Origin of the sequence: Anoxybacillus sp. FSL W8-0104, from assembly GCF_038004465.1 — a bacterium.
GTDB lineage: Bacteria > Bacillota > Bacilli > Bacillales > Anoxybacillaceae > Anoxybacillus > Anoxybacillus flavithermus_G.
In genome coordinates this window covers 1,959,891-1,980,064 of the sequence record NZ_JBBOQU010000001.1, presented here as the reverse complement: position 1 = coordinate 1,980,064, position 20,174 = coordinate 1,959,891, and the positions used below count along the sequence as shown (strand labels likewise).

The window sequence follows — 20,174 nt, the reverse complement described above, 5'->3', positions numbered from 1 at the left end:
AAAGGTGATGACGATGCAACTTGTGTTAGCTTCTAGTTCTCCTCGTCGAAAACAACTTCTTCGTATGCTTGGACTTCCGTTTGACATCCTCGTTAGCGATGTCGATGAATCATTCGATGACGACCTATCCCCAAGTGAAATTGTGCAGCAGCTCGCGTATAAAAAAGCGTATGCGGTATGGCAACAAGCAAGCGATGCGTGTGTCATCGGTGCTGATACGATCGTTGTATGCGAGGGAGATGTGCTTGGAAAGCCAGCGAGCGAACAAGACGCCTTTCGCATGTTAAAACGTTTATCAGGGACGACGCATGAAGTATGGACAGGTGTAGCGATTTGCACGAAAAAAGAATGCGTCACATTTGCTGAGAAGACGGATGTCACATTTTGGCCGCTCACAGATGAAGACATTTGGGCGTATATTACGACGAAAGAGCCGCTTGATAAAGCGGGGGCATATGGCATTCAACACCGCGGGGCACTTTTCGTTCAAAAAGTGAATGGGGATTATTTTTCCGTTGTTGGCTTGCCGATCGCTAGGCTTGCCCGCGAATTAAAAAAATTCGGATTTTACCCATTTCGTTAAAAAACGGTTAAAATAGAGGGGGGGAACGTATGCTTATTCGTCATGTTCCGCCCGATGACCGTCCGCGTGAACGCTTGCTTTCTGAAGGACCGCAAAGCTTATCAAATCAAGAACTGTTAGCGATATTGCTTCGCACGGGGACAAAGCAATATTCTGTTCTCACACTTGCACAACATTTACTCACCCATTTCGAAGGACTTCGTCAGCTAAAAGATGCGACTATCGAAGAAATGACAAGCATTAAAGGAATTGGAAAAACAAAAGCTATTCAAATTATTGCAGCGCTTGAACTCGGTCGGCGTGTACACCAAATGCAATATGACGATCGTTACGTCATTCGCTCCCCAGAAGATGGTGCGCGATACGTCATGGAAGATATGCGTTTTTTAAGTCAAGAACATTTCGTTGTGTTATATTTAAATACGAAAAATCAAGTGATGCATAAAAAGACGGTATTTATTGGCAGTTTAAATGCGTCGATTGTTCATCCGCGCGAAGTATATAAAGAGGCGATAAAACGTTCGGCAGCATCGATTATTTGCATTCATAATCATCCGTCAGGAGATCCAACACCGAGCCGGGAAGATATTGAAGTGACGCGCAGGCTCGTGGAATGTGGTCGTCTCGTCGGTATTGAGCTACTCGACCATTTAATCATTGGTGATAAAACGTATGTTAGCTTAAAAGAAAAAGGATATGTGTAAATCATTCTCTTTTTATCACAATTGCGTTATAATAAATTGTCATGAGTTTTTGAAAGCATTTTGTTTCAGAAAGGAAGATACGAACATGTTTGGCATTGGATCAAAAGATCTCGGAATAGATTTAGGTACGGCGAATACGCTTGTTTATGTGAAAGGAAAAGGAATTGTGTTGCGCGAGCCTTCTGTCGTTGCGCTACAAAAAGATACGAAGCAAATTGTTGCGGTCGGTAATGAAGCAAAACAAATGATCGGGCGCACGCCAGGAAACGTAGTTGCGCTTCGTCCGATGAAAGATGGAGTTATTGCCGATTATGAAACGACAGCCATTATGATGAAGTATTACATTAAGCAAGCAACGAAAAACAGCGGATTGTTTGCTGGAAAGCCATATGTTATGGTTTGCGTTCCATCGGGGATCACCGCAGTAGAAGAGCGTGCCGTGATTGATGCGACGAGACAAGCTGGGGCTCGCGATGCTTACACAATTGAAGAACCGTTTGCCGCGGCAATCGGTGCGAACTTACCTGTATGGGAGCCGACAGGAAGCATGGTCGTCGATATTGGGGGTGGCACAACGGAAGTCGCTGTCATTTCTTTAGGTGGCATTGTAACGAGTCAATCCATCCGTGTCGCTGGCGATGAAATGGATGAGGCAATTATCCAGTATATTCGCAAGACGTACAATTTAATGATCGGGGAGCGCACAGCGGAAGCGATTAAAGTCGAAATTGGCTCAGCAGGCAATCCGGAAGGAATCGGAAGCATGGAAATTCGCGGTCGAGATTTATTAACAGGGTTGCCAAAAACGATTGAAATTCATGCGGAAGAAATTGCAGAAGCATTGCGTGATACAGTATATGCTATTGTTGATTCCGTAAAAAATACGCTTGAAAAAACGCCACCAGAACTTGCAGCCGATATTATGGATCGCGGAATCGTGTTAACAGGTGGAGGAGCGTTGTTACGGAACTTAGATAAAGTCATTAGCCAAGAAACGAACATGCCGGTCATTATTGCTGAAAATCCGCTCGACTGCGTTGCGATTGGTACAGGAAAAGCGCTTGATCATATTCATTTATTTAAAAATAAAGCGCGAGACCATCGCTAATGCATAAGAAGGTGTTTTTATGCCGAAGTTTTTCTTAAATAAACGGCTCATCATATTGCTTGTCAGTATCATGCTTCTCGTCGCCTTGATCGGTTTTTCATTGAAAGAGCGAAACGAATTAAGCTGGATGGAAAAGTTTGTGAAAGACACTGTTGTTTTTATGCAATCGATCGTGCACAAGCCCGCACAGTTTGTTGCGGGCTTCTTTGAAAATGTGAGTGATTTGCGCCATACATATGAGGAAAACAAACGTTTAAAAGAGCATTTAGAACAATACGTTCTTTTGCAATCAGAAGTGGAGTTGCTAAAAAAAGAAAACGAACGTTTGCGTGAGCTTTTGAATAAAAAAGAAAGTTTACGTGACTTCGTTGCTATTCAGGCGACAGTCATTGGGCGCAACCCAGATCGTTGGGAAGAGACGTTAATTGTCAATAAAGGATCACAGCACGGTGTGGAAAAAAATATGGCGGTTATTACACCACAAGGACTAATCGGAAAAGTGCGGAGCGTATCGCCATTTAGCGCCACGGTGCAACTGCTAAGCGCAAAAGATCGGCAAAATCGCATTTCAGCGTTCATTCAAGGGGATGAAAACGTATTCGGCTTAATTGAGGGGTATGATGAAGAGCGGGAAGCATTGTTGCTTAAGCGCATTCCGTATGATGCGAAAGTAGAGAAGGGACAGCGTGTGTTTACATCAGGACTTGGTGGGATTTTCCCAAAAGGATTATTTATCGGAGAGATTGAAGAGATCGTTGCAGATGAGTACGGGCTTACACAAATTGCCTACATCAAGCCAGCAGCGAATTTTTATGATATTGAAGATGTCATTATTGTGAAAAGAAAAATTGATATGGTGCAAGAGGAGGAAGAGCAATGAATCGCTTCTTTCTTTCTTCTCTTGTGACCGTTGTGTTTTTATTTGAAAGCATCATTGTCCAATTGCTTTCCTACCCGCTATTTGATGTTTATTTGCTTGTTCCGCGTATGTTACTCGTTTTTATCGTGTTTATTACGATTTTTATTGGACAAACAGAAGGAATGACGTACGGATTCATCTTCGGTCTATTATACGATGTAGCATATACGGAACTGTTAGGTGCTTATGCCTTTGCCTTTTCGCTCATCGCTTATTTAATTGCAAAGGCGATGAACGTTTTTCATAAAAATGCATGGACGGCTTCTTTTTTTGCCATTGTGGCGATTGCATGTGTCGAATGGTACGCATACGCCATCCAACTTGTTATCGGTGGAACAACCATGTCTGTCCAAACGTTTTTACAAGCACGTTTTTTGCCAACGCTGTTTATTCATACAATTGTCATTTTAGTGATCGCTTATCCGTTAAAACAAACGTTGTTAAAGTGGCATAAGAAACAGGACGAATCGTCGCGAGTGTGAAGGAATACAAAAAAACGCGGAGAACTATTCATTGAGGTGAAAGTCGTGGCTGGCAAGGAGAAAAGAGCATATGTGTCGATGAAAGGAACGAAAGAAGGACTGATGTTGTATCTCGACGATACGTGCGCCTATGACGAATTGTTAAAGCAAGTGGACGAATTGTTGACGACAACAACTCGCGACGAAGAAGGTCCGCTTGTTTCGGTGCATGTACATGTTGGCAACAGATATTTGACGCGTGAGCAAGAAGAACGATTGCGCGATGTCATTCGAATGAAAAAAAACTTAATCGTCCACTCGATTGTAAGCAACGTAATGACGAAACAAGAGGCGTTAGAATGGAAGAAGAAAAATGAAATTGTATCTGTTGCGAAAATTATTCGTTCTGGGCAAGTGCTACATGTCGATGGAGATTTACTGTTAATAGGTGATGTGAATCCTGGCGGAACTGTTATTGCCACAGGAAACATTTTTGTATTAGGGGCGTTACGCGGCATTGCTCATGCGGGATATGATGGCAATCGTCAAGCGATTATTGCTGCGTCAGTTATGAAGCCGACACAGTTGCGCATTAGTGATGTGATGAATCGAGCACCAGACTATCGTGCTGATGAAGGAAATGAAATGGAGTGCGCCTATATTGATGAACACGATCAAATTGTTGTCGATCGCCTGCAACTATTGATGCATTTACGACCGAATTTAACCCGATTAGAAAGGAGCATTTGACAGTGGGAGAAGCGATTGTTATTACTTCTGGTAAAGGCGGCGTTGGCAAAACAACAACGACAGCCAATCTCGGCACGGCGCTCGCCTTGCTAGGAAAGCGCGTCTGTCTCGTTGATACCGATATCGGGCTACGCAATCTCGATGTCATCATGGGGTTAGAAAATCGTATCATCTATGATCTTGTCGACGTTGTTGAAGGACGTTGCACGATTCAAAAAGCGCTCGTCAAAGATAAACGGTTTGAGGATCGCCTTTATTTATTGCCAGCTGCTCAAACGAGCGACAAGTCTGCTGTGACGCCGAAACAAATGAAACAGCTCATTGACGATTTAAGACAAGATTACGATTATATTTTAATTGATTGCCCAGCAGGTATTGAACAAGGATATAAAAATGCTGTCGCAGGAGCGGATGAAGCGATCGTTGTGACGACGCCAGATATTTCAGCGGTTCGCGATGCCGACCGAATTATCGGTTTGCTTGAAAAAGAAGAGCATATGAGACGACCACGTTTAATTATTAACCGCATTCGCAGCCATATGTTGAAAAATCATGATATGTTAGATATTGATGAAATTGTCATGCACTTATCGATTGATTTACTCGGCATTATCGTTGATGACGAACATGTGATTAAAGCATCAAACAATGGCGAGCCGATCGTTCTCGATCCGAATAGTAAAGCGTCCCTGGCGTATCGCAACATCGCCCGTCGCCTTCTCGGTGAATCGGTTCCGCTTATGTCGCTTGATGATGAAGAACAAAAAGGCTTTTTCTCGAAAATTAAAAAACTGTTTAGCGCTCGTTAGCACTTCCGATTGGAGGTGCTTTTTTCATTCATATGTTCCCGACCTCCCCCATACATATAATACAAATAGGACGAGAGGGGTGGGAGTGTGAGCGATCGAATTGAACATATTCGAAAACGAATCGCCAAGCGAAAAAAGGAGCGTGAACGTTACGTTCAAACGATGTTGACGAATTGGGGCGAGGATGAAAAATACGGGAATCCGACTGTTGTGACGTATGATGGCGATCGGGAGCCGCCGGTGTTTCGTAAAGATATATTTTTATTGAAAAGTTTTTTGGCGGCGATGTTATTTTTTAGCGTTGCCATTTTGTTTCAATATGATTCTCCGAAAATAGAAGGGGCACGCACATTCGTCAAACAAGTGATGGAAAAAGATTTTCAATTTGCGACCGTTGCGCAATGGTATGAAAACACATTCGGAAAGCCGCTTGCATTTTTTCAAACAAAAAAACAACAAGAGACAACCGCTTCAGCGTATGCCTTCCCTGCTTCAGCACGTGTTGTAGAAACATTCGAACATAATGGACAAGGCGTTGTTATTGAAACTAATCAAGCCATTAAAGCAGTCGAAGAAGGGATTGTCGTGTTCGCCGGTGTGAAAGAACCGTATGGAAAAACGGTCATTATTCAACATGCAGACGGAAGTGAAACGTGGTATGGAAAATTATCAGCTATTTCTGTAAAGTTATATGATTTTATTGAAGCGGGAAAAGAAGTAGGGAAGGCGGGAGCGAATAATCAGAAAGGTGTATTTTATTTTGCTATTAAACAAGGGGATCGTTTTATTGACCCGGTTCAGGTGATTTCCTTTGAATAAATGGCTCTCTACGTTTATGAACATTCACATCCATCCGATGCTTTGGTTCATTGCGCTCATTGCGATTATGACTGCGCAATTTCAAACGCTCCTCTTACTATTTTGGATTGTGCTTTGGCATGAGCTTGGGCATGTTGTCGCGGCACATCTTTTTTCGTGGCGTGTGAAACGCATCCTGCTTTTGCCATTTGGGGGGGTGGCTGAAATGGATGAGCACGGGAACCGCCCGTTCCATGAAGAATTTATCGTTACAATCGCAGGTCCATTTCAGCATATTGTTATTTTTTTTATTGCGTACATTGCTCATTATGTGAATATTTTATCAGATGAGTGGTACAAGCAATTGCTTGAGTATAATTTATCCATTTTACTCATCAATTTATTACCGATTTGGCCGCTCGATGGAGGAAAGTTATTGTTCCTTTACCGTACAATGCGTACATCGTTTCGAAGGGCGCATGAACAAGCGCTTTATGCGTCGATCTTTTTTTTAAGCGTATGTTTTATCTGTTTATTGACGATGGCGCCGATGCAAATCAATTTATGGATCATTGTTTGTTTTTTAGCACATGCCATTTGGTTTGAATGGAAGCAACGAACGTATGTATGGATCCGTTTTTTGCTTGAACGTTACTATGGAAAACGAATAGAATATCGAGCGTTAAAACGTCTTGTCGTGGATGCAAATGATCCTTTATTTCGCGTCCTTCTTCTATTTCATCGAGGGAAAAAACATGCGATTATTGTAAAGAAAAATCAAATGGAAATGGAGCTCGATGAAAACGAATTGCTGTATGCATATTTTCATGAAAAACGAACGAATGAACCGATCGGCCATTTACTTTATACGTATTGACAATAGTTTTCTTTTTATGCTATCATCTTCTATGTTGTGTAGCACCCGTGCTACAACCGCTCAGCTAAGGCTATTTAAGCGTTCGCTTGAACCGCCTCGCAGCTGGCGAGTCTGAGTCTAATTTAGGAGGTGCAAATATGTACGCGATTATTGAAACTGGTGGAAAACAAATTAAAGTACAAGAAGGTCAAGCCATTTACATCGAGAAAATCGATGCAGCAGAAGGCGAAACAGTAACATTTGACAAAGTGTTATTTGTAGGTGGCGAAAACGTAAAAGTTGGCAACCCTACAGTCGCTGGTGCAACAGTAACGGCGAAAGTTGAAAAACATGGTCGTCAAAAGAAGATCATCGTTTTCAAATATAAGCCAAAGAAAAACTATCGTCGTAAACAAGGTCATCGCCAACCATACACAAAAGTTGTCATCGAAAAAATTAACGCGTAAGGCATGAGCGATGATTCGTATAACGATTAATCGAACGGCAGAAGGAACGATCCGTTCCTTTACCATTAGCGGACACGCTCAGTTTGCGAAGCGTGGGCAAGACATTGTATGTGCTGGTGTATCCGCTATCTCGTTTGGTGCGGTCAATGCAATCATTGCCTTGACGAATGTGAAACCGATCATTCAACAAGGAAAGGACGGCTATCTTCATTGTGAACTTCCGACAATTGAAGATGCGAAAGTGTTAGCCGACGTGCAACTTCTTCTTGAAGGAATGATCGTGTCGCTCCAAACGATTGAGCGTGATTACGGAAAATACGTCAACATAACGACGAAAACGTTGTAGGAGGTGACACGACATGTTGCGTTTAGATCTTCAGTTTTTCGCATCGAAAAAAGGGGTAGGTTCAACAAAGAACGGTCGTGATTCGATCGCAAAACGTCTTGGCGCGAAGCGTGCAGACGGTCAATTCGTTACAGGCGGTTCTATTCTTTACCGTCAACGCGGAACAAAAATTTACCCAGGATTGAACGTAGGCCGCGGTGGCGATGACACACTTTATGCGAAAGTTGATGGCATCGTTCGTTTCGAGCGCATGGGTCGCGATCGTAAAAAAGTGAGTGTTTATCCTGTCGTGAAAGAAGCATAAAGAAGTGGAAAACTCTAACCGACTTGGTTAGGGTTTTCTTTTTGTTGGCGTATGTTATAATTATACTCAAAATGTTTATGGGAGAATGAATGATGGAGAAGCGGTGGACAATTGTAGAAGCGTTGCGTCATTCCAGGCACGACTGGCTCAATAAAGTTCAGCTCATTAAAGGGAATTTATCGTTGCAACGGATGGATCGCGTCAATGAGATTATTCAACAAATTATCATTGAGGCAGAACATGAAGCGAAGCTAACGAATTTACAAGCGGAACGGTTCGCTGAATTATTGATGACGTACCATTGGCAAGCTCGCCATATTCAACTAGAGTATGAAGTGTTAGGAGAGCCACGCTCGCTACATGCGTATGATCATATGCTTGTTACATGGTGTCAAACATTTTTACATATGCTTGAGGAATGTTCTTCTCCACATGTTGAAAACTATGTAACGATTACGATTGATTTAACGAAGAAAGATGTGCGCCTCTTTTTTGATTATCGCGGTATGCTTCACAAATTTGAGGCGGTGAAAGCATGGATTCAAAAACATAGTCAATATGAGGCGCTCTCGCTTTATGAATATGTCATTCAAGAACATGAACTAACGCTATGTGCAACTATTTCATCTTTTCACATCTTTTTAAATGAAAGATGAACAGATCGGAGGAGAAAGGCGATGTTTGTTGATCAAGTGAAAATATATGTGAAAGGTGGCGACGGCGGAAACGGAATGGTCGCGTTTCGGCGCGAAAAATACGTTCCCAAAGGTGGCCCAGCTGGAGGGGACGGTGGAAAAGGCGGCGACGTCGTATTTGTTGTTGATGAAGGGTTACGTACGTTAATGGATTTTCGCTATCAACGCCATTTTAAAGCGCCACGTGGCGAGCATGGCATGTCGAAAAATCAACACGGGAAAAATGCCGAAGATTTAATTGTAAAAGTGCCACCGGGAACGGTTGTCATTGATGATGAAACGAAAGAGGTCATTGCTGATTTAACAGAACATGGACAACGATTTGTCGTAGCAAAAGGCGGTCGCGGTGGACGGGGGAATACTCGCTTTGCAACCGCATCGAATCCTGCGCCAGAAATTGCTGAAAACGGTGAGCCGGGACAAGAACGATACGTGACGTTAGAATTAAAACTGCTTGCTGATGTAGGGCTTGTCGGGTTCCCGAGCGTTGGTAAATCGACATTGTTATCTGTCGTTTCAGCTGCAAAGCCGAAAATTGCCGATTATCATTTTACGACAATCGTTCCGAACTTAGGTGTTGTTGAAACGGAAGATGGCCGCAGTTTCGTCATGGCTGACTTGCCAGGTCTTATTGAGGGAGCTCATCAAGGTGTTGGGCTTGGCCACCAGTTTTTACGTCATATTGAACGAACGCGCGTCATTGTGCACGTCATTGATATGGCTGCCATCGAAGGACGGGATCCGTATGAAGACTATTTAGTTATTAACGAAGAGCTAAAGCAGTATAATTTACGATTAACGGAGCGGCCGCAAATTATTGTTGCGAACAAAATGGATATGCCGAATGCTGAAGAACATTTGCGCCAGTTTAAAGAAAAACTAAACGAAGACGTTCCGATTTTCCCTATTTCAGCAGTCACGCGCCAAGGGATTCGTGAACTGTTATTTGCGATTGCCGACCTGCTTGAAACGACGCCGGAATTTCCTCTCTATCCGCAAGAGGAAGAAGCGATTCATCGCGTCGTTTACAAGCTTGAAAAAGAAGAAGTTCCGTTTCATATTACGCGTGATGATGATGGGACGTTTATTTTATCCGGAGAAAAGATTGAAAAACTGTTTAAAATGACCGATTTTTCACGCGAAGAATCAGTACGTCGATTTGCGCGGCAATTGCGTTCACTTGGAGTCGACGATGCGTTGCGCGCTCGCGGAGCAAAAGATGGAGATATTGTCAAGCTGTTGAATTACGAATTTGAATTTGTTGATTAATGCGAAAGGGGGCGCTTGTGCGGTGGATAAAAAGTTTTACTTAGTACGTGAAGATGTGTTGCCTGAGGCGATGAAAAAAGTGCTGGCCGCAAAAGAATTAATTGAACGTAAAAAAGTAGATTCTGTCGCTGATGCTGTGCAACTTGTCGATGTTAGCCGAAGCGTTTTTTACAAATATCGCGACGCCGTTTTTCCATTTCATACGATGGTGCGCGAAAAAATCATCACGCTTTTTTTCCATTTGGAAGACCGCTCAGGCACCCTTTCGAAGCTATTAAGTGTTGTTGCAGCAGCCAATTGCAACGTCCTTACGATTCACCAGACGATTCCGCTTCAAGGGCGTGCGAACGTTACGTTATCGATTAGCACGAGCGAGATGACGATGACGATTGATGAACTACTTTCCCAATTAAAACAGTTGCCTTTTGTTGAAAAAGTCGAGATTCTCGGTTCAGGGGCGTAGAGAGGAGAGGAAATGTGAAAATCGGATATTTAGGGCCAATGGGGACGTTTACGCATGCAGCTGTTGAAGCTGTGTTTCCCCATATGGAGAGCGTTCCATATCATACGATTCCACAATGTATGGATGCGGTGCGTGACGGTGACGTACCGTTTGCTGTCGTGCCGCTTGAAAACGCACTTGAAGGTTCTGTCAATTTAACGATTGACTATTTAATTCATGAATGCAATTTGCCGATCGTTGGGGAAATTATTGCACCGATCGAGCAACATTTGCTCGTTCATCCGTCTCATTTGGACGATTGGAAGCACATTAAATGTATTTATTCCCATTCACATGCGATTGCACAATGCCATAAATTTTTACATCGCCATTTAAAGCATGCCACGTACGAATACGTCACTTCAACAAGTGCAGCAGCTAAATATGTCAGCGAACATCCGAAAGAAAATATTGCAGCGATTGGCAATCGACTCGCGGCAAAACAATACGGTTTAGCGATTGCGAAAGAAAACATTCATGATTATGACTACAACCATACACGCTTTATCGTTTTACATCGTGAGCGTTGCACATTGCCTGTGGGAGAGAAAGAGGACGGGTTTAAAACGACATTAATGGTCATGTTGCCAAAAGATCAAGCAGGAGCGCTTCATCAAGTGCTATCAGCGTTTGCATGGCGGAAACTAAATTTGACGAAAATCGAATCTCGTCCTGCAAAAACAGGCTTAGGGAACTACTTTTTCATTATTGATATCGATCAAAAAATGGATGACGTTTTAATTCCGGGAGCGATTGCGGAGCTAGAAGCGCTCGGCTGTACGGTGCAACTATTAGGCAGCTATCCATATTATACCGTAAAAAAAACATCCCTCGTGTAAAGGGATGTTTTTTATTCGATTAAAAATCCTGCTTGTTTTAAAGCTGTACATGCTTCATCGAGCTTTTCTACACGATCTGCTTCAAGCGTATGCAAATGAACTCCACCTGTCAGTTGAGATAAGTAGGCAGATTTCGTCTCGTTAATCTTTTGAATAAATTCGTCGACTTCTAACCGATTGCTAACCATAATGGACGCTGTTAAGTCTCCGTATACAGGATGCTCAATTTTTACGTCTTTTACGGTGACACCATGGTCGACGATCGTATATAGTTCATCTTTCGTTTGTTCTGGTGTGTGACAACAAGCGATGATGCGCGTATACGTATGGGCAGAAGAGGGAGACAAATATAAGTATCCTTGGCTTGTTGCGATAATAGGTTCGTTTTTTGCTTTTAACAGCGAAATATCTTGAACAATGACTTGGCGGCTCACATTTGTTTTGTTTGCCAATTCTGTTCCTGTCATCGGTCGTTTTGTTTCTTTCAACCACTGTAAAATAAGTGCTCGTCGTTCTTCCCCTAGCAGTTTTCTCTCTTTTTTCATGTTGACATCCTTTCTTTTTGAAGCTGTTCAAGTACGGAAACAACCGTTTCTACGTCGCTTTTTGTTGTATGCGCACCAAATGAAAGACGAATGAATTGTTTCGCTTCATCCGCTTCCTTACCGATGGCGATCATCGTTTTAGACGGCGCTTGCTTTCCGACTTGGCATGCGCTTCCGGTAGAAATAGCAATGCCGTGGCGATTGCAGTGTAACATAACGTATTGCCCCTCAAAGCCGTGAACGAGACAGCCGATGATTTGTGGTAGTTGATCCGTCGGATGTTCAAAGACGGTAATTGTCAACTGCTTTTCATTTATTTGTTCGACAAAATAACGACGCAACTCGCTCATTTTTTGTTGAGTGACTTCCCTCTTTTTCTCGGCTTCCATTGCGGCTGTTGTAAACGAAGCGATGCCAGGTACGTTTACCGTCCCAGGTCGAAAACCTCCTTCATGCGTCGTGTTCGGTAATGACATATACCAAGGAACGCGCGGATGGATGTAAACAGCGCCGACCCCTTTTGGACCATAAATTTTATGGCTAGCGATCGATATGCTGTCAACGTGTAGCTGTTTCACATCTATCGGTATTTTACCAAAAGTTTGTACACAATCGCTATGAAAGACAATTTGTTTTTTCTTTAATAATTCGCCAATTTGTTTTAATGGTTGAATCGTACCAATTTCAGAATTGGCATGTTGAATAGAGACGAGAATGGTGTCGTCCGTCAATGCTTGTTCTAGTGCTTCGACGTTAACTTGTCCGTAGCGATCGACGGGAACGTACGTAATAGAAAATCCTTCTCGTTCAAGCTGTGCGCACACAGCATGAACGGAAGCATGTTCGATGCTTGATGTAACAATGTGCTTTCCTTTATGGCGCTGGGCATAAGCAAGCGAACGAATAGCGAGGACGTTCGCTTCTGTTCCTCCGCTTGTAAAGTATATTCCTTTTTCCTCACCGCCAATGAGCTGAGCTATTTGTTTTCGGCAAATAGTAAGCAACTCATTGGCAGCTGTTCCGACGTCATGTAAACTACTTGCATTTCCGAAATATGTTTTTGCACTTTCTACATAAACTGCTAAAGCTTCTTCGCTCATTGGCGTCGTTGCAGCGTAGTCGAGATAAATCATCACAGTCACCTTACCACTTCCCAAAATAAAAGTCTTGTCATCAGTTTAAATATATGTCAATATAGGTGTCAAGACAGTATGAAATGGAGGAGCATCATGCATAAAGCAGATGTGATTATTGTTGGTAGCGGCCTCGCGGCGTTAATGGTTGCCTATCATTTATGTGAGCATAAAAATGTGATTGTTTTCACGAAGTCTAATAAAGAAGTAAGTAACTCTTGGCTGGCTCAAGGAGGGGTGGCTGCGGCCATTCACCCTGCGGATCATTGGTTATCTCATTATGAAGATACGATTACAACGGGATGTGAACATAACGATGATGAAGCGGTACGCATTTTAGTTCAAGAAGGACGAGAGGCGATTGAACAGTTTATGCATCTCGGTTTTTCATTTGATGTTGATGAGCGTGGGGAACTACTTTTTGGGCGTGAAGGCGCGCATCGCATGAGACGCATTTTACATGCCGGGGGTGATGCGACTGGAAAAAAGATGGTGGAATTTTTATTTGAGAAGCTTTCGAGTCGTGTTTTATTTATTGAAAACGATCCGGTCATTGATTTGCTCGTAAACGACGGACGTTGTGTTGGCGTGCGGACAAAAAACGGCCTGTATGTAGCCGAAGCGACAATCGTTGCAACGGGCGGCATTGGACAGTTATATACGTTTACGTCGAATGTGGAAACGGCTACAGGCGATGGAATTGCCATGGCGTATCGGGTCGGCGCTGCCGTGGCTGATATGGAATTTGTACAATTTCATCCGACGATGCTTTATGTAGATGGAAAGGCAGTTGGTCTCATTTCCGAAGCGGTACGCGGTGAAGGAGCGACGTTAGTGACAGACGATGGTCGACACGTCATGGATGGGGTGCACCCGCAAAAAGATTTAGCGCCACGTGACATCGTATCGCGAGCGATCGATCGTGAAATGAAAAATGGACATCTCGTTTTTTTAGATATTTCAGCGATTCCGCATTTTTCATCCCGTTTTCCGACGATCACTTCCCTTTGTGAGCGCTATCAAATAAACTGGCGAAGCGGTCTCATTCCTGTTGTGCCAGGTGCTCACTTTTTAATGGGCGGCATCGTTGTGAATGTTGACGGTGAAACGACGTTGCCGGGGTTATATGCTGTTGGAGAAGCGGCATGTACAGGTGTGCATGGTGCAAACCGTTTAGCGAGCAATTCGTTGCTTGAAGCGCTCGTTTTCAGCCGGAGAGCAGCACATAGTATCTTGAAAAAAAAAGAGCAGCTTCCCGGCGTAAACAAATATGAAGAAACTAGGGAAAACGTATGTATCCCGTTACCAACGAAAGAGCAAATTCAGCAAACGATGACCGAATGCGTTGGCATTGTGCGCAATTATGATCAACTGTTAGAAGCAAAACAATGGTTTGAACAATATTCGCTTTTTGAACTAATCCATTGTGCGCCACCGTACGACGATGAGGAGCGGACGATCGTAAATATGTTGATCGTTGGTTGGCTTGTGACAACTTCCGCTTTACAAAGAAGAGAAAGCCGAGGAGCTCATTATCGGAGCGATGAACCGTTTGAGCGACAGTATTGGGAAAAACGGCGCATCGTGCGCACGAAAACAGAGCATCTCATCAGGGAGGGATTTCGTTGAATGAGGTTAAGCTAACTGAACTACTAAAACAATTTTTCTTAGAGGATATTGGGGATCGCGATATCACGAGCGAGACGATTTTCTCAGCTACAGATACAGGAAGCGCTATATTTGTCGCAAAAGAGGATGGAATTATCGCGGGTGTATGTGTCATCGAAATCGGATATAAGCTGTTACACGAAGCCATTACATGTGAATTGTATAAGCAAGATGGAGAACGCGTGAAAAAAGGGGAGACGATTGCGGTCGTTTCTGGTCCGATCGTTCCTATTTTATCCGGGGAGCGTGTGATTTTAAATTTACTTCAGCGAATGAGCGGCATTGCGACATTGACAAATGAGGCTGTGCGCGCATTAAATAGCGATCATACACGCATTTGTGATACACGGAAAACGACTCCAGGGCTTCGCATGTTAGAAAAGTATGCGGTTACGTGCGGAGGTGGGTACAACCATCGTTTCGGCTTATACGATGGGGTAATGATTAAAGATAATCATATTGCGTTTTGCGGTTCTATTGCAAAGGCGGTTGAGCGCGTCCGTTCAAAGCTCGGTCATATGGTAAAAATTGAAGTCGAGACTGAAACGAAGCAACAAGTGATCGAAGCAGTCGAGGCGGGAGCGGATGTCATTATGTTCGATAACCGCACGCCTGATGAAATTCGCGAGTTTGTGCAACTCGTTCCATCATCTATCGTCACGGAGGTGTCAGGCGGTATTACACTTGAAAACATTTCTAATTATCGAGATACAGGGGTTGACTACATTTCGCTAGGTATGTTGACGCATTCGGCGAAAGCGCTAGATATTAGTTTAAACGTGCAGTAGGAGGAATGACGATGAACGTATTACAATTAATGCAACAACATGATGCGATGCCAGAACAATATAAACAGTTGTCTGTCGAAGAGATGGAAAAGCGAGTAGCTGACGTAAAGCAACAGCTCGGTACACGATTATTTATTCCAGGACATCATTATCAAAAAGATGAAGTGATTCAATTTGCCGATGCGACCGGTGATTCATTACAATTAGCACAAGTTGCAGCGAAAAATAAAGATGCTGAATATATCGTATTTTGTGGTGTGCATTTTATGGCGGAGACGGCCGATATTTTAACGAGCGATGAACAAATCGTCATTTTGCCAGATATGCGTGCAGGCTGTTCGATGGCCGATATGGCAGAAATTGAACAAGTCGAACGGGCTTGGCCGCTATTGCAACAACGGTTTGGCGACACGATTTTACCGTTAACGTACGTCAACTCTACTGCTGCCATTAAAGCGTTCGTCGGTTTACACGGCGGCGCAACAGTCACATCATCAAACGCAAAAAAAATGGTCGCATGGGCGTTTACGCAAAAAGAACGTATTTTCTTTTTACCTGATCAACATTTAGGAAGAAATACAGCTTACGACCTCGGCGTCCCACTTGAACAAATGGCCGTATGGGATCCAACAACAAATACACTTGAATATGATGGTGATATGGAGCAAATCAAAGTGATTTTATGGAAAGGTCATTGCTCCGTTCATGAAAACTTTACGGTGAAGCATATCGAACATATTCGAAAAACGAAGCCAGATATGAAAATTATCGTCCATCCTGAATGCAGTTGGGAAGTTGTGCAACAGGCAGATGATGCAGGTTCAACAAAATATATCATTGAAACGATTGCAAACGCGCCGTCAGGGAGCAAATGGGCGATCGGAACTGAAATGAACTTAGTAAATCGCATCATCAAGCAACATCCAGATAAAGAAATTGTGTCATTAAATCCGTATATGTGTCCATGTTTAACGATGAATCGCATTGATTTACCGCATTTACTTTGGGCGCTTGAATCATTGCTTGAAGGAAAAGTCGTCAATCGCATTACTGTGCCAAAAGATGTAGCAGACGGGGCCATTTTGGCGCTTGAACGCATGTTAGCACGTGCATAAATGGATCGGCATTTTTTTGCCGGTCTTTTTTATTTTTATCATAAAAAAAGCTTTCTGTTCATAAGTTATGTTGAAGCCTAGTAGCGACAAGCTGAACATGACATACGTGTCACGTCTGAACATAGGAGGGGGAAACACGTGAAAATTCATATCGTCCAAAAAGGAGATACCCTTTGGAAAATTGCAGAGAAATACGGAGTTGATTTTGAAGAGCTAAAAAAAATGAACGCTCATTTAAGTGATCCAGACTACATTATGCCGGGCATGAAAATTAAAGTACCGACGCCAGTAACGCCAGTCAAGCCAGCAAAAAAAGAAACACAAAACGTTCAGCAACAACGAGTTTCTGTCGATGTAGATATTCATGTAAATAAAAAGGAACAACCATTACAACAACCGATCAATGTTGAACCAATTGCAAAAGAAGTTCCTATTGTAAAGGAACCGGTGAAGAAAGAGGAGCCGAAACAAGAAATGCCGCTTCTGCCGCCGAAGCCACCAAATATTATGCCAAATATGATGGAACATGACGATGACGTGCAAATGCCACCGTTTCCAGACATTCCACCAATTCCACCAACACAAGCGCCAATGATGGAAGAGAAGCCGCAGGAAGAGCAGCCGCAGCAGCCAATGCAACCACAACCTGTTCCGATGCCATTACCAATGCCGTGCATTCCTATTTCGCCAATGATGCCGGGATATGGATTTTATCCGTGGTTTCCGCCAATGTATCCAATGATGCCGTGGATATATCCACAAAACATGGCAAACAACGATGATTGCGGATGTGGTGAACCGAAACCGACACCATACATGCCACAAATGCCAACAGATGAATATTCTCAACAGTTGCAACCGATGATGCCGCAGATGCCAACAGGTGCAGGGGAGTATTCACAACAACCGCAACAAGCATCATATCCACAACAAATGTATGGTGAAAACGTGCCGATGATGCCACAGCAAATGTATATGCCACAACCAGCTATGCCATATGGTCCGTACGGATGGCAACAAGGGTGGCAGGGGCAACCGTATGGAATGAATCCATATTTTTCTGTTCCTTATCGTGAAGAAGAAGAGGGGCAATAATGTCGCCTCTTTTTCTTTCTGCTTTTTGTGTGATAAAATGAACATGATGATGCAAAAAAGAAAGGGATGTACATAGATGGAACAAAAAATTGAAAAACTAATTGCATGGCTTCGTGAACGCGTACAGGAAGCAGGGATGAACGGAGCGATTGTCGGGATTAGTGGCGGCATTGATTCTGCGGTCGTTGCCCATTTAATTAGGCGGGCATTTCCTAACAACTCGTTAGGGCTCATTATGCCATGTAAAAGTAACCCAAAAGATAAAGAACATGCATTAAAAGTTGTAGAAAGTTGCGGTATTGATTATTACGTCATCGACTTAACAGAAACACATCGCGTATTATTCGGTGAAATTGAGAAACAACTAAAAGAAAAGGGGCAATGGAACGGGCAAGCTGCGCGCCTTGGTGATGCGAATACACGTGCACGTCTGCGTATGACGACGTTGTATGCGGTCGCAAATAATTATGGTTACCTCGTCGTCGGGACGGATAATGCAGCGGAGTGGCATACAGGCTACTTTACAAAATACGGCGATGGTGGCGTTGATTTAGTCCCACTTGTTCATTTCACAAAAGGAGAAGTGCGTGAAATGGCTCGCATTCTCGGTGTACCTGAAGAAATTATTACGAAAGCCCCTAGCGCAGGTCTTTGGGAAGGACAGACAGACGAAAACGAAATGGGTACAACATACGACATGATTGACAAATATTTAAAAGGTGAGCCAATTCCAGAACGCGACCGCGAAATTATTGAACGGCTTCATGAACGTTCACATCATAAACGGCAATTAGCGATCGCTCCGCCAAAATTTTAACAGCGATAAAACTCCTTTTTTGCGTCAAGCTAATGATGTAGACGCATCGTCTACAAAAGCAAAAAGGGGGTTTTTCCTTTGCGGAAACGAATTGTAGCTTTCGGGGCAGTCATTGCGCTTAGCGGATTGGTTGCTTGTAATAATCAAGCGCTTGATACCCGCTATACTGACCGTACACGTCCGATTGGATATTACTCAAATGAAAACGACATGAATGGGTTTCAATACGGTCGTTACGGTACAGAGCGTTTAAATGGAAACGTTCGTCAAGTGCGTGACAATGATGGACCGATTACGGAAATGCTCGATCGTGGCATGGATCGAACACGAACACCGCAAGTGGATCGAAATTTTAGTCGCACCGATCGCAACTATCATGGACATTTAAATGCGATGGATGAACGCACGCGCCCGTCGTATTACCGTAATTATAACGGAGCGTTAGCTGAAAAAATTGCAAAACGAGCAGCGAACGTAGAAAACGTAAAAGATGCACGTGCCGTCGTCTCAGGTGACCGAGTTGTTGTTGCTGTATCGACGACAGAAAAAAATACAGCGCGCATCGAACGTCTCGTTCGTGAAGCGATCGCTCCATATACTGCGGGCAAAACCGTTCGTGTTGTGGCAAATGAAAGCATGTATAACCGCATTCGTACGCTAGATAATGACATTCGCGATGGTGGTCCGATGGATCAACTAGAGCGCGATATTCGCGATATATTTAACGATATGGGCGATATGATCGAACGGCCATTTATGAATCGCGGCTAAAGAACAGGGGCTCACCCCTGTTCTTTTTCATCTATTTTTGTTATAGTTTTTATGGACATTTTTCACATATGAGAGGGGATCCGAATGGCAGGACATTCTAAGTGGAAAAATATTCAACGGCGCAAAAATGCACAAGATGCGAAACGCGGAAAACTATTTATGAAGTTGGCAAAAGAAATTTATGTAGCGGCAAAGATGGGCGGTGGCGATCCAACAACAAACGCTACGTTGCGCCTTGCGATTGAAAAGGCAAAATCGGCGAACATGCCGAACGAAAATATTGAACGTGCCATTAAAAAAGCAACAGGAAATCAAGAACATACACATTACGAAGAAATTCGTTATGAAGGATATGGACCAGGTGGCGTAGCGGTCATGGTCATTTGCTTAACAGATAATAAAAATCGTACAGCCTCTAACGTTCGTGTCGCATTTTCAAAAAATGGCGGAAACTTAGGGGAAACGGGATGTGTTTCGTATTTATTTGATCGAAAAGGATTAATCGTTATCGCACGTGAAAATTTACATATCGATGAAGATGAGATGCTGTTACAAGCGATTGAAGCAGGGGCAGATGAAATGGAAACAACGGAAGATTCATTTGAAATTTATACATCCCCAGAACAGTTCGAACAAGTAAAAAATACGTTAGCTGCCCAAGGATTTACGTTTGCGACAGCCGAAATAACGATGATTCCGCAAACGTATACGACGTTAACGGGTGACGATTTAACGAAAATGTTAAAACTCATCGATATGCTTGAAGATGATGATGATGTGCAAGAAATTTACCATAATTTAGATGAATCGATGTTAGAATAACGGTCTTGCG

General features: G+C 43.2%; 25 protein-coding genes and 1 other annotated feature. Of the genes, 23 read left to right on the top strand and 2 right to left on the bottom strand.

Features of this window, described 5'->3' with window-relative positions; all coding sequences use genetic code 11:
* Positions 1-13 precede the first annotated feature (13 nt).
* The 16 genes from NST18_RS10495 to pheA all read left to right on the top strand — a co-directional run bounded on the left by NST18_RS10495 (position 14) and on the right by pheA (position 11,410).
* Positions 14-583 carry a Maf family protein gene (locus NST18_RS10495; protein WP_340721413.1) on the top strand — a complete coding sequence of 190 codons (570 nt, stop codon included), beginning with the start codon at positions 14-16 and terminating at the stop codon, positions 581-583.
* A gap of 29 nt (positions 584-612) precedes the next feature.
* A complete protein-coding gene (gene radC, locus NST18_RS10490; RefSeq protein ID WP_003396335.1) occupies positions 613-1,287 on the top strand; it encodes a RadC family protein in 675 nt (224 codons plus the stop codon).
* A gap of 85 nt (positions 1,288-1,372) precedes the next feature.
* Positions 1,373-2,395 carry a rod shape-determining protein gene (locus tag NST18_RS10485; protein ID WP_003396333.1) on the top strand — a complete coding sequence of 341 codons (1,023 nt, stop codon included), beginning with the start codon at positions 1,373-1,375 and terminating at the stop codon, positions 2,393-2,395.
* Positions 2,396-2,414: 19 nt separating this feature from the next.
* Positions 2,415-3,275 (top strand): rod shape-determining protein MreC, encoded by an 861-nt coding sequence (mreC, locus tag NST18_RS10480; RefSeq protein ID WP_004889238.1) that lies wholly within the window; start codon positions 2,415-2,417, stop codon positions 3,273-3,275.
* Positions 3,272-3,796 (top strand): rod shape-determining protein MreD, encoded by a 525-nt coding sequence (gene mreD / locus NST18_RS10475; RefSeq protein ID WP_004889239.1) that lies wholly within the window; start codon positions 3,272-3,274, stop codon positions 3,794-3,796. Before mreC ends, mreD begins: the two co-directional genes overlap by 4 nt.
* Positions 3,797-3,832: 36 nt before the next feature.
* Positions 3,833-4,525, top strand: a complete 693-nt coding sequence (gene minC, locus NST18_RS10470) for a septum site-determining protein MinC (RefSeq protein WP_035018497.1) — start codon at positions 3,833-3,835, stop codon at positions 4,523-4,525.
* Between the two features lie 2 nt (positions 4,526-4,527).
* A complete protein-coding gene (minD, locus tag NST18_RS10465) occupies positions 4,528-5,334 on the top strand; it encodes a septum site-determining protein MinD (RefSeq protein ID WP_004889241.1) in 807 nt (268 codons plus the stop codon).
* An 87-nt stretch (positions 5,335-5,421) separates the two neighbouring features.
* Positions 5,422-6,153, top strand: coding sequence for a M23 family metallopeptidase (locus NST18_RS10460; RefSeq protein WP_088223699.1), 732 nt, complete (start codon positions 5,422-5,424; stop codon positions 6,151-6,153).
* A complete protein-coding gene (locus tag NST18_RS10455; protein WP_004889243.1) occupies positions 6,146-7,009 on the top strand; it encodes a M50 family metallopeptidase in 864 nt (287 codons plus the stop codon). The genes NST18_RS10460 and NST18_RS10455 overlap by 8 nt, the downstream gene beginning before the upstream one ends.
* Before the next feature lie 44 nt (positions 7,010-7,053).
* Positions 7,054-7,132, top strand: a sequence feature (ribosomal protein L21 leader region).
* A 14-nt stretch (positions 7,133-7,146) separates the two neighbouring features.
* On the top strand, positions 7,147-7,455 hold the full coding sequence (gene rplU, locus NST18_RS10450) for a 50S ribosomal protein L21 (protein WP_003396311.1): 309 nt from the start codon (positions 7,147-7,149) through the stop codon (positions 7,453-7,455).
* A gap of 10 nt (positions 7,456-7,465) precedes the next feature.
* Positions 7,466-7,801: a ribosomal-processing cysteine protease Prp gene (locus NST18_RS10445; RefSeq protein WP_004889244.1), complete on the top strand. Its 336-nt coding sequence runs from the start codon at positions 7,466-7,468 to the stop codon at positions 7,799-7,801.
* A gap of 13 nt (positions 7,802-7,814) precedes the next feature.
* Positions 7,815-8,105 carry a 50S ribosomal protein L27 gene (gene rpmA / locus NST18_RS10440; RefSeq protein WP_003396301.1) on the top strand — a complete coding sequence of 97 codons (291 nt, stop codon included), beginning with the start codon at positions 7,815-7,817 and terminating at the stop codon, positions 8,103-8,105.
* 92 nt (positions 8,106-8,197) lie between these two features.
* The gene (locus NST18_RS10435; RefSeq protein WP_035018499.1) at positions 8,198-8,761 is read left to right on the top strand and encodes a Spo0B C-terminal domain-containing protein; all 564 of its coding nucleotides are present in this window, start codon (positions 8,198-8,200) and stop codon (positions 8,759-8,761) included.
* 21 nt (positions 8,762-8,782) lie between these two features.
* Positions 8,783-10,069 (top strand): GTPase ObgE, encoded by a 1,287-nt coding sequence (obgE, locus tag NST18_RS10430; RefSeq protein ID WP_004889246.1) that lies wholly within the window; start codon positions 8,783-8,785, stop codon positions 10,067-10,069.
* Positions 10,070-10,091: 22 nt separating this feature from the next.
* On the top strand, positions 10,092-10,532 hold the full coding sequence (locus NST18_RS10425; RefSeq protein ID WP_004889247.1) for an ACT domain-containing protein: 441 nt from the start codon (positions 10,092-10,094) through the stop codon (positions 10,530-10,532).
* Positions 10,533-10,546: 14 nt separating this feature from the next.
* Positions 10,547-11,410, top strand: a complete 864-nt coding sequence (pheA, locus tag NST18_RS10420; RefSeq protein WP_064214435.1) for a prephenate dehydratase — start codon at positions 10,547-10,549, stop codon at positions 11,408-11,410.
* Positions 11,411-11,421: 11 nt separating this feature from the next.
* Here the strand turns inward: pheA and NST18_RS10415 are convergent, their stop codons facing one another.
* Both NST18_RS10415 and NST18_RS10410 read right to left on the bottom strand, forming a co-directional pair.
* A complete protein-coding gene (locus NST18_RS10415; protein WP_064214434.1) occupies positions 11,422-11,955 on the bottom strand; it encodes a transcription repressor NadR in 534 nt (177 codons plus the stop codon).
* Entirely contained in the window at positions 11,952-13,088 is a 1,137-nt protein-coding gene (locus tag NST18_RS10410) for an IscS subfamily cysteine desulfurase (protein WP_004889249.1), read from the bottom strand. Before NST18_RS10410 ends, NST18_RS10415 begins: the two co-directional genes overlap by 4 nt.
* Positions 13,089-13,184: 96 nt before the next feature.
* Between NST18_RS10410 and nadB the strand changes: the two genes are divergently transcribed.
* The 7 genes from nadB (at position 13,185) to NST18_RS10375 (ending at position 20,164) form a co-directional block, all read left to right on the top strand.
* Entirely contained in the window at positions 13,185-14,717 is a 1,533-nt protein-coding gene (gene nadB, locus NST18_RS10405; protein ID WP_088223700.1) for an L-aspartate oxidase, read from the top strand.
* The gene (gene nadC, locus NST18_RS10400) at positions 14,714-15,544 is read left to right on the top strand and encodes a carboxylating nicotinate-nucleotide diphosphorylase (protein ID WP_192949068.1); all 831 of its coding nucleotides are present in this window, start codon (positions 14,714-14,716) and stop codon (positions 15,542-15,544) included. Before nadB ends, nadC begins: the two co-directional genes overlap by 4 nt.
* A gap of 11 nt (positions 15,545-15,555) precedes the next feature.
* Positions 15,556-16,659, top strand: coding sequence for a quinolinate synthase NadA (nadA, locus tag NST18_RS10395; RefSeq protein WP_004889256.1), 1,104 nt, complete (start codon positions 15,556-15,558; stop codon positions 16,657-16,659).
* Between the two features lie 138 nt (positions 16,660-16,797).
* On the top strand, positions 16,798-17,754 hold the full coding sequence (safA, locus tag NST18_RS10390; RefSeq protein WP_004889257.1) for a LysM peptidoglycan-binding domain-containing protein: 957 nt from the start codon (positions 16,798-16,800) through the stop codon (positions 17,752-17,754).
* A 76-nt stretch (positions 17,755-17,830) separates the two neighbouring features.
* The gene (gene nadE / locus NST18_RS10385; protein WP_340720660.1) at positions 17,831-18,571 is read left to right on the top strand and encodes an NAD(+) synthase; all 741 of its coding nucleotides are present in this window, start codon (positions 17,831-17,833) and stop codon (positions 18,569-18,571) included.
* Between the two features lie 78 nt (positions 18,572-18,649).
* Positions 18,650-19,342 carry a YhcN/YlaJ family sporulation lipoprotein gene (locus NST18_RS10380; protein WP_088223703.1) on the top strand — a complete coding sequence of 231 codons (693 nt, stop codon included), beginning with the start codon at positions 18,650-18,652 and terminating at the stop codon, positions 19,340-19,342.
* Positions 19,343-19,426: 84 nt separating this feature from the next.
* Complete coding sequence (locus NST18_RS10375; protein ID WP_004889261.1) at positions 19,427-20,164, top strand: YebC/PmpR family DNA-binding transcriptional regulator; 738 nt, start codon at positions 19,427-19,429, stop codon at positions 20,162-20,164.
* Positions 20,165-20,174 lie beyond the last annotated feature (10 nt).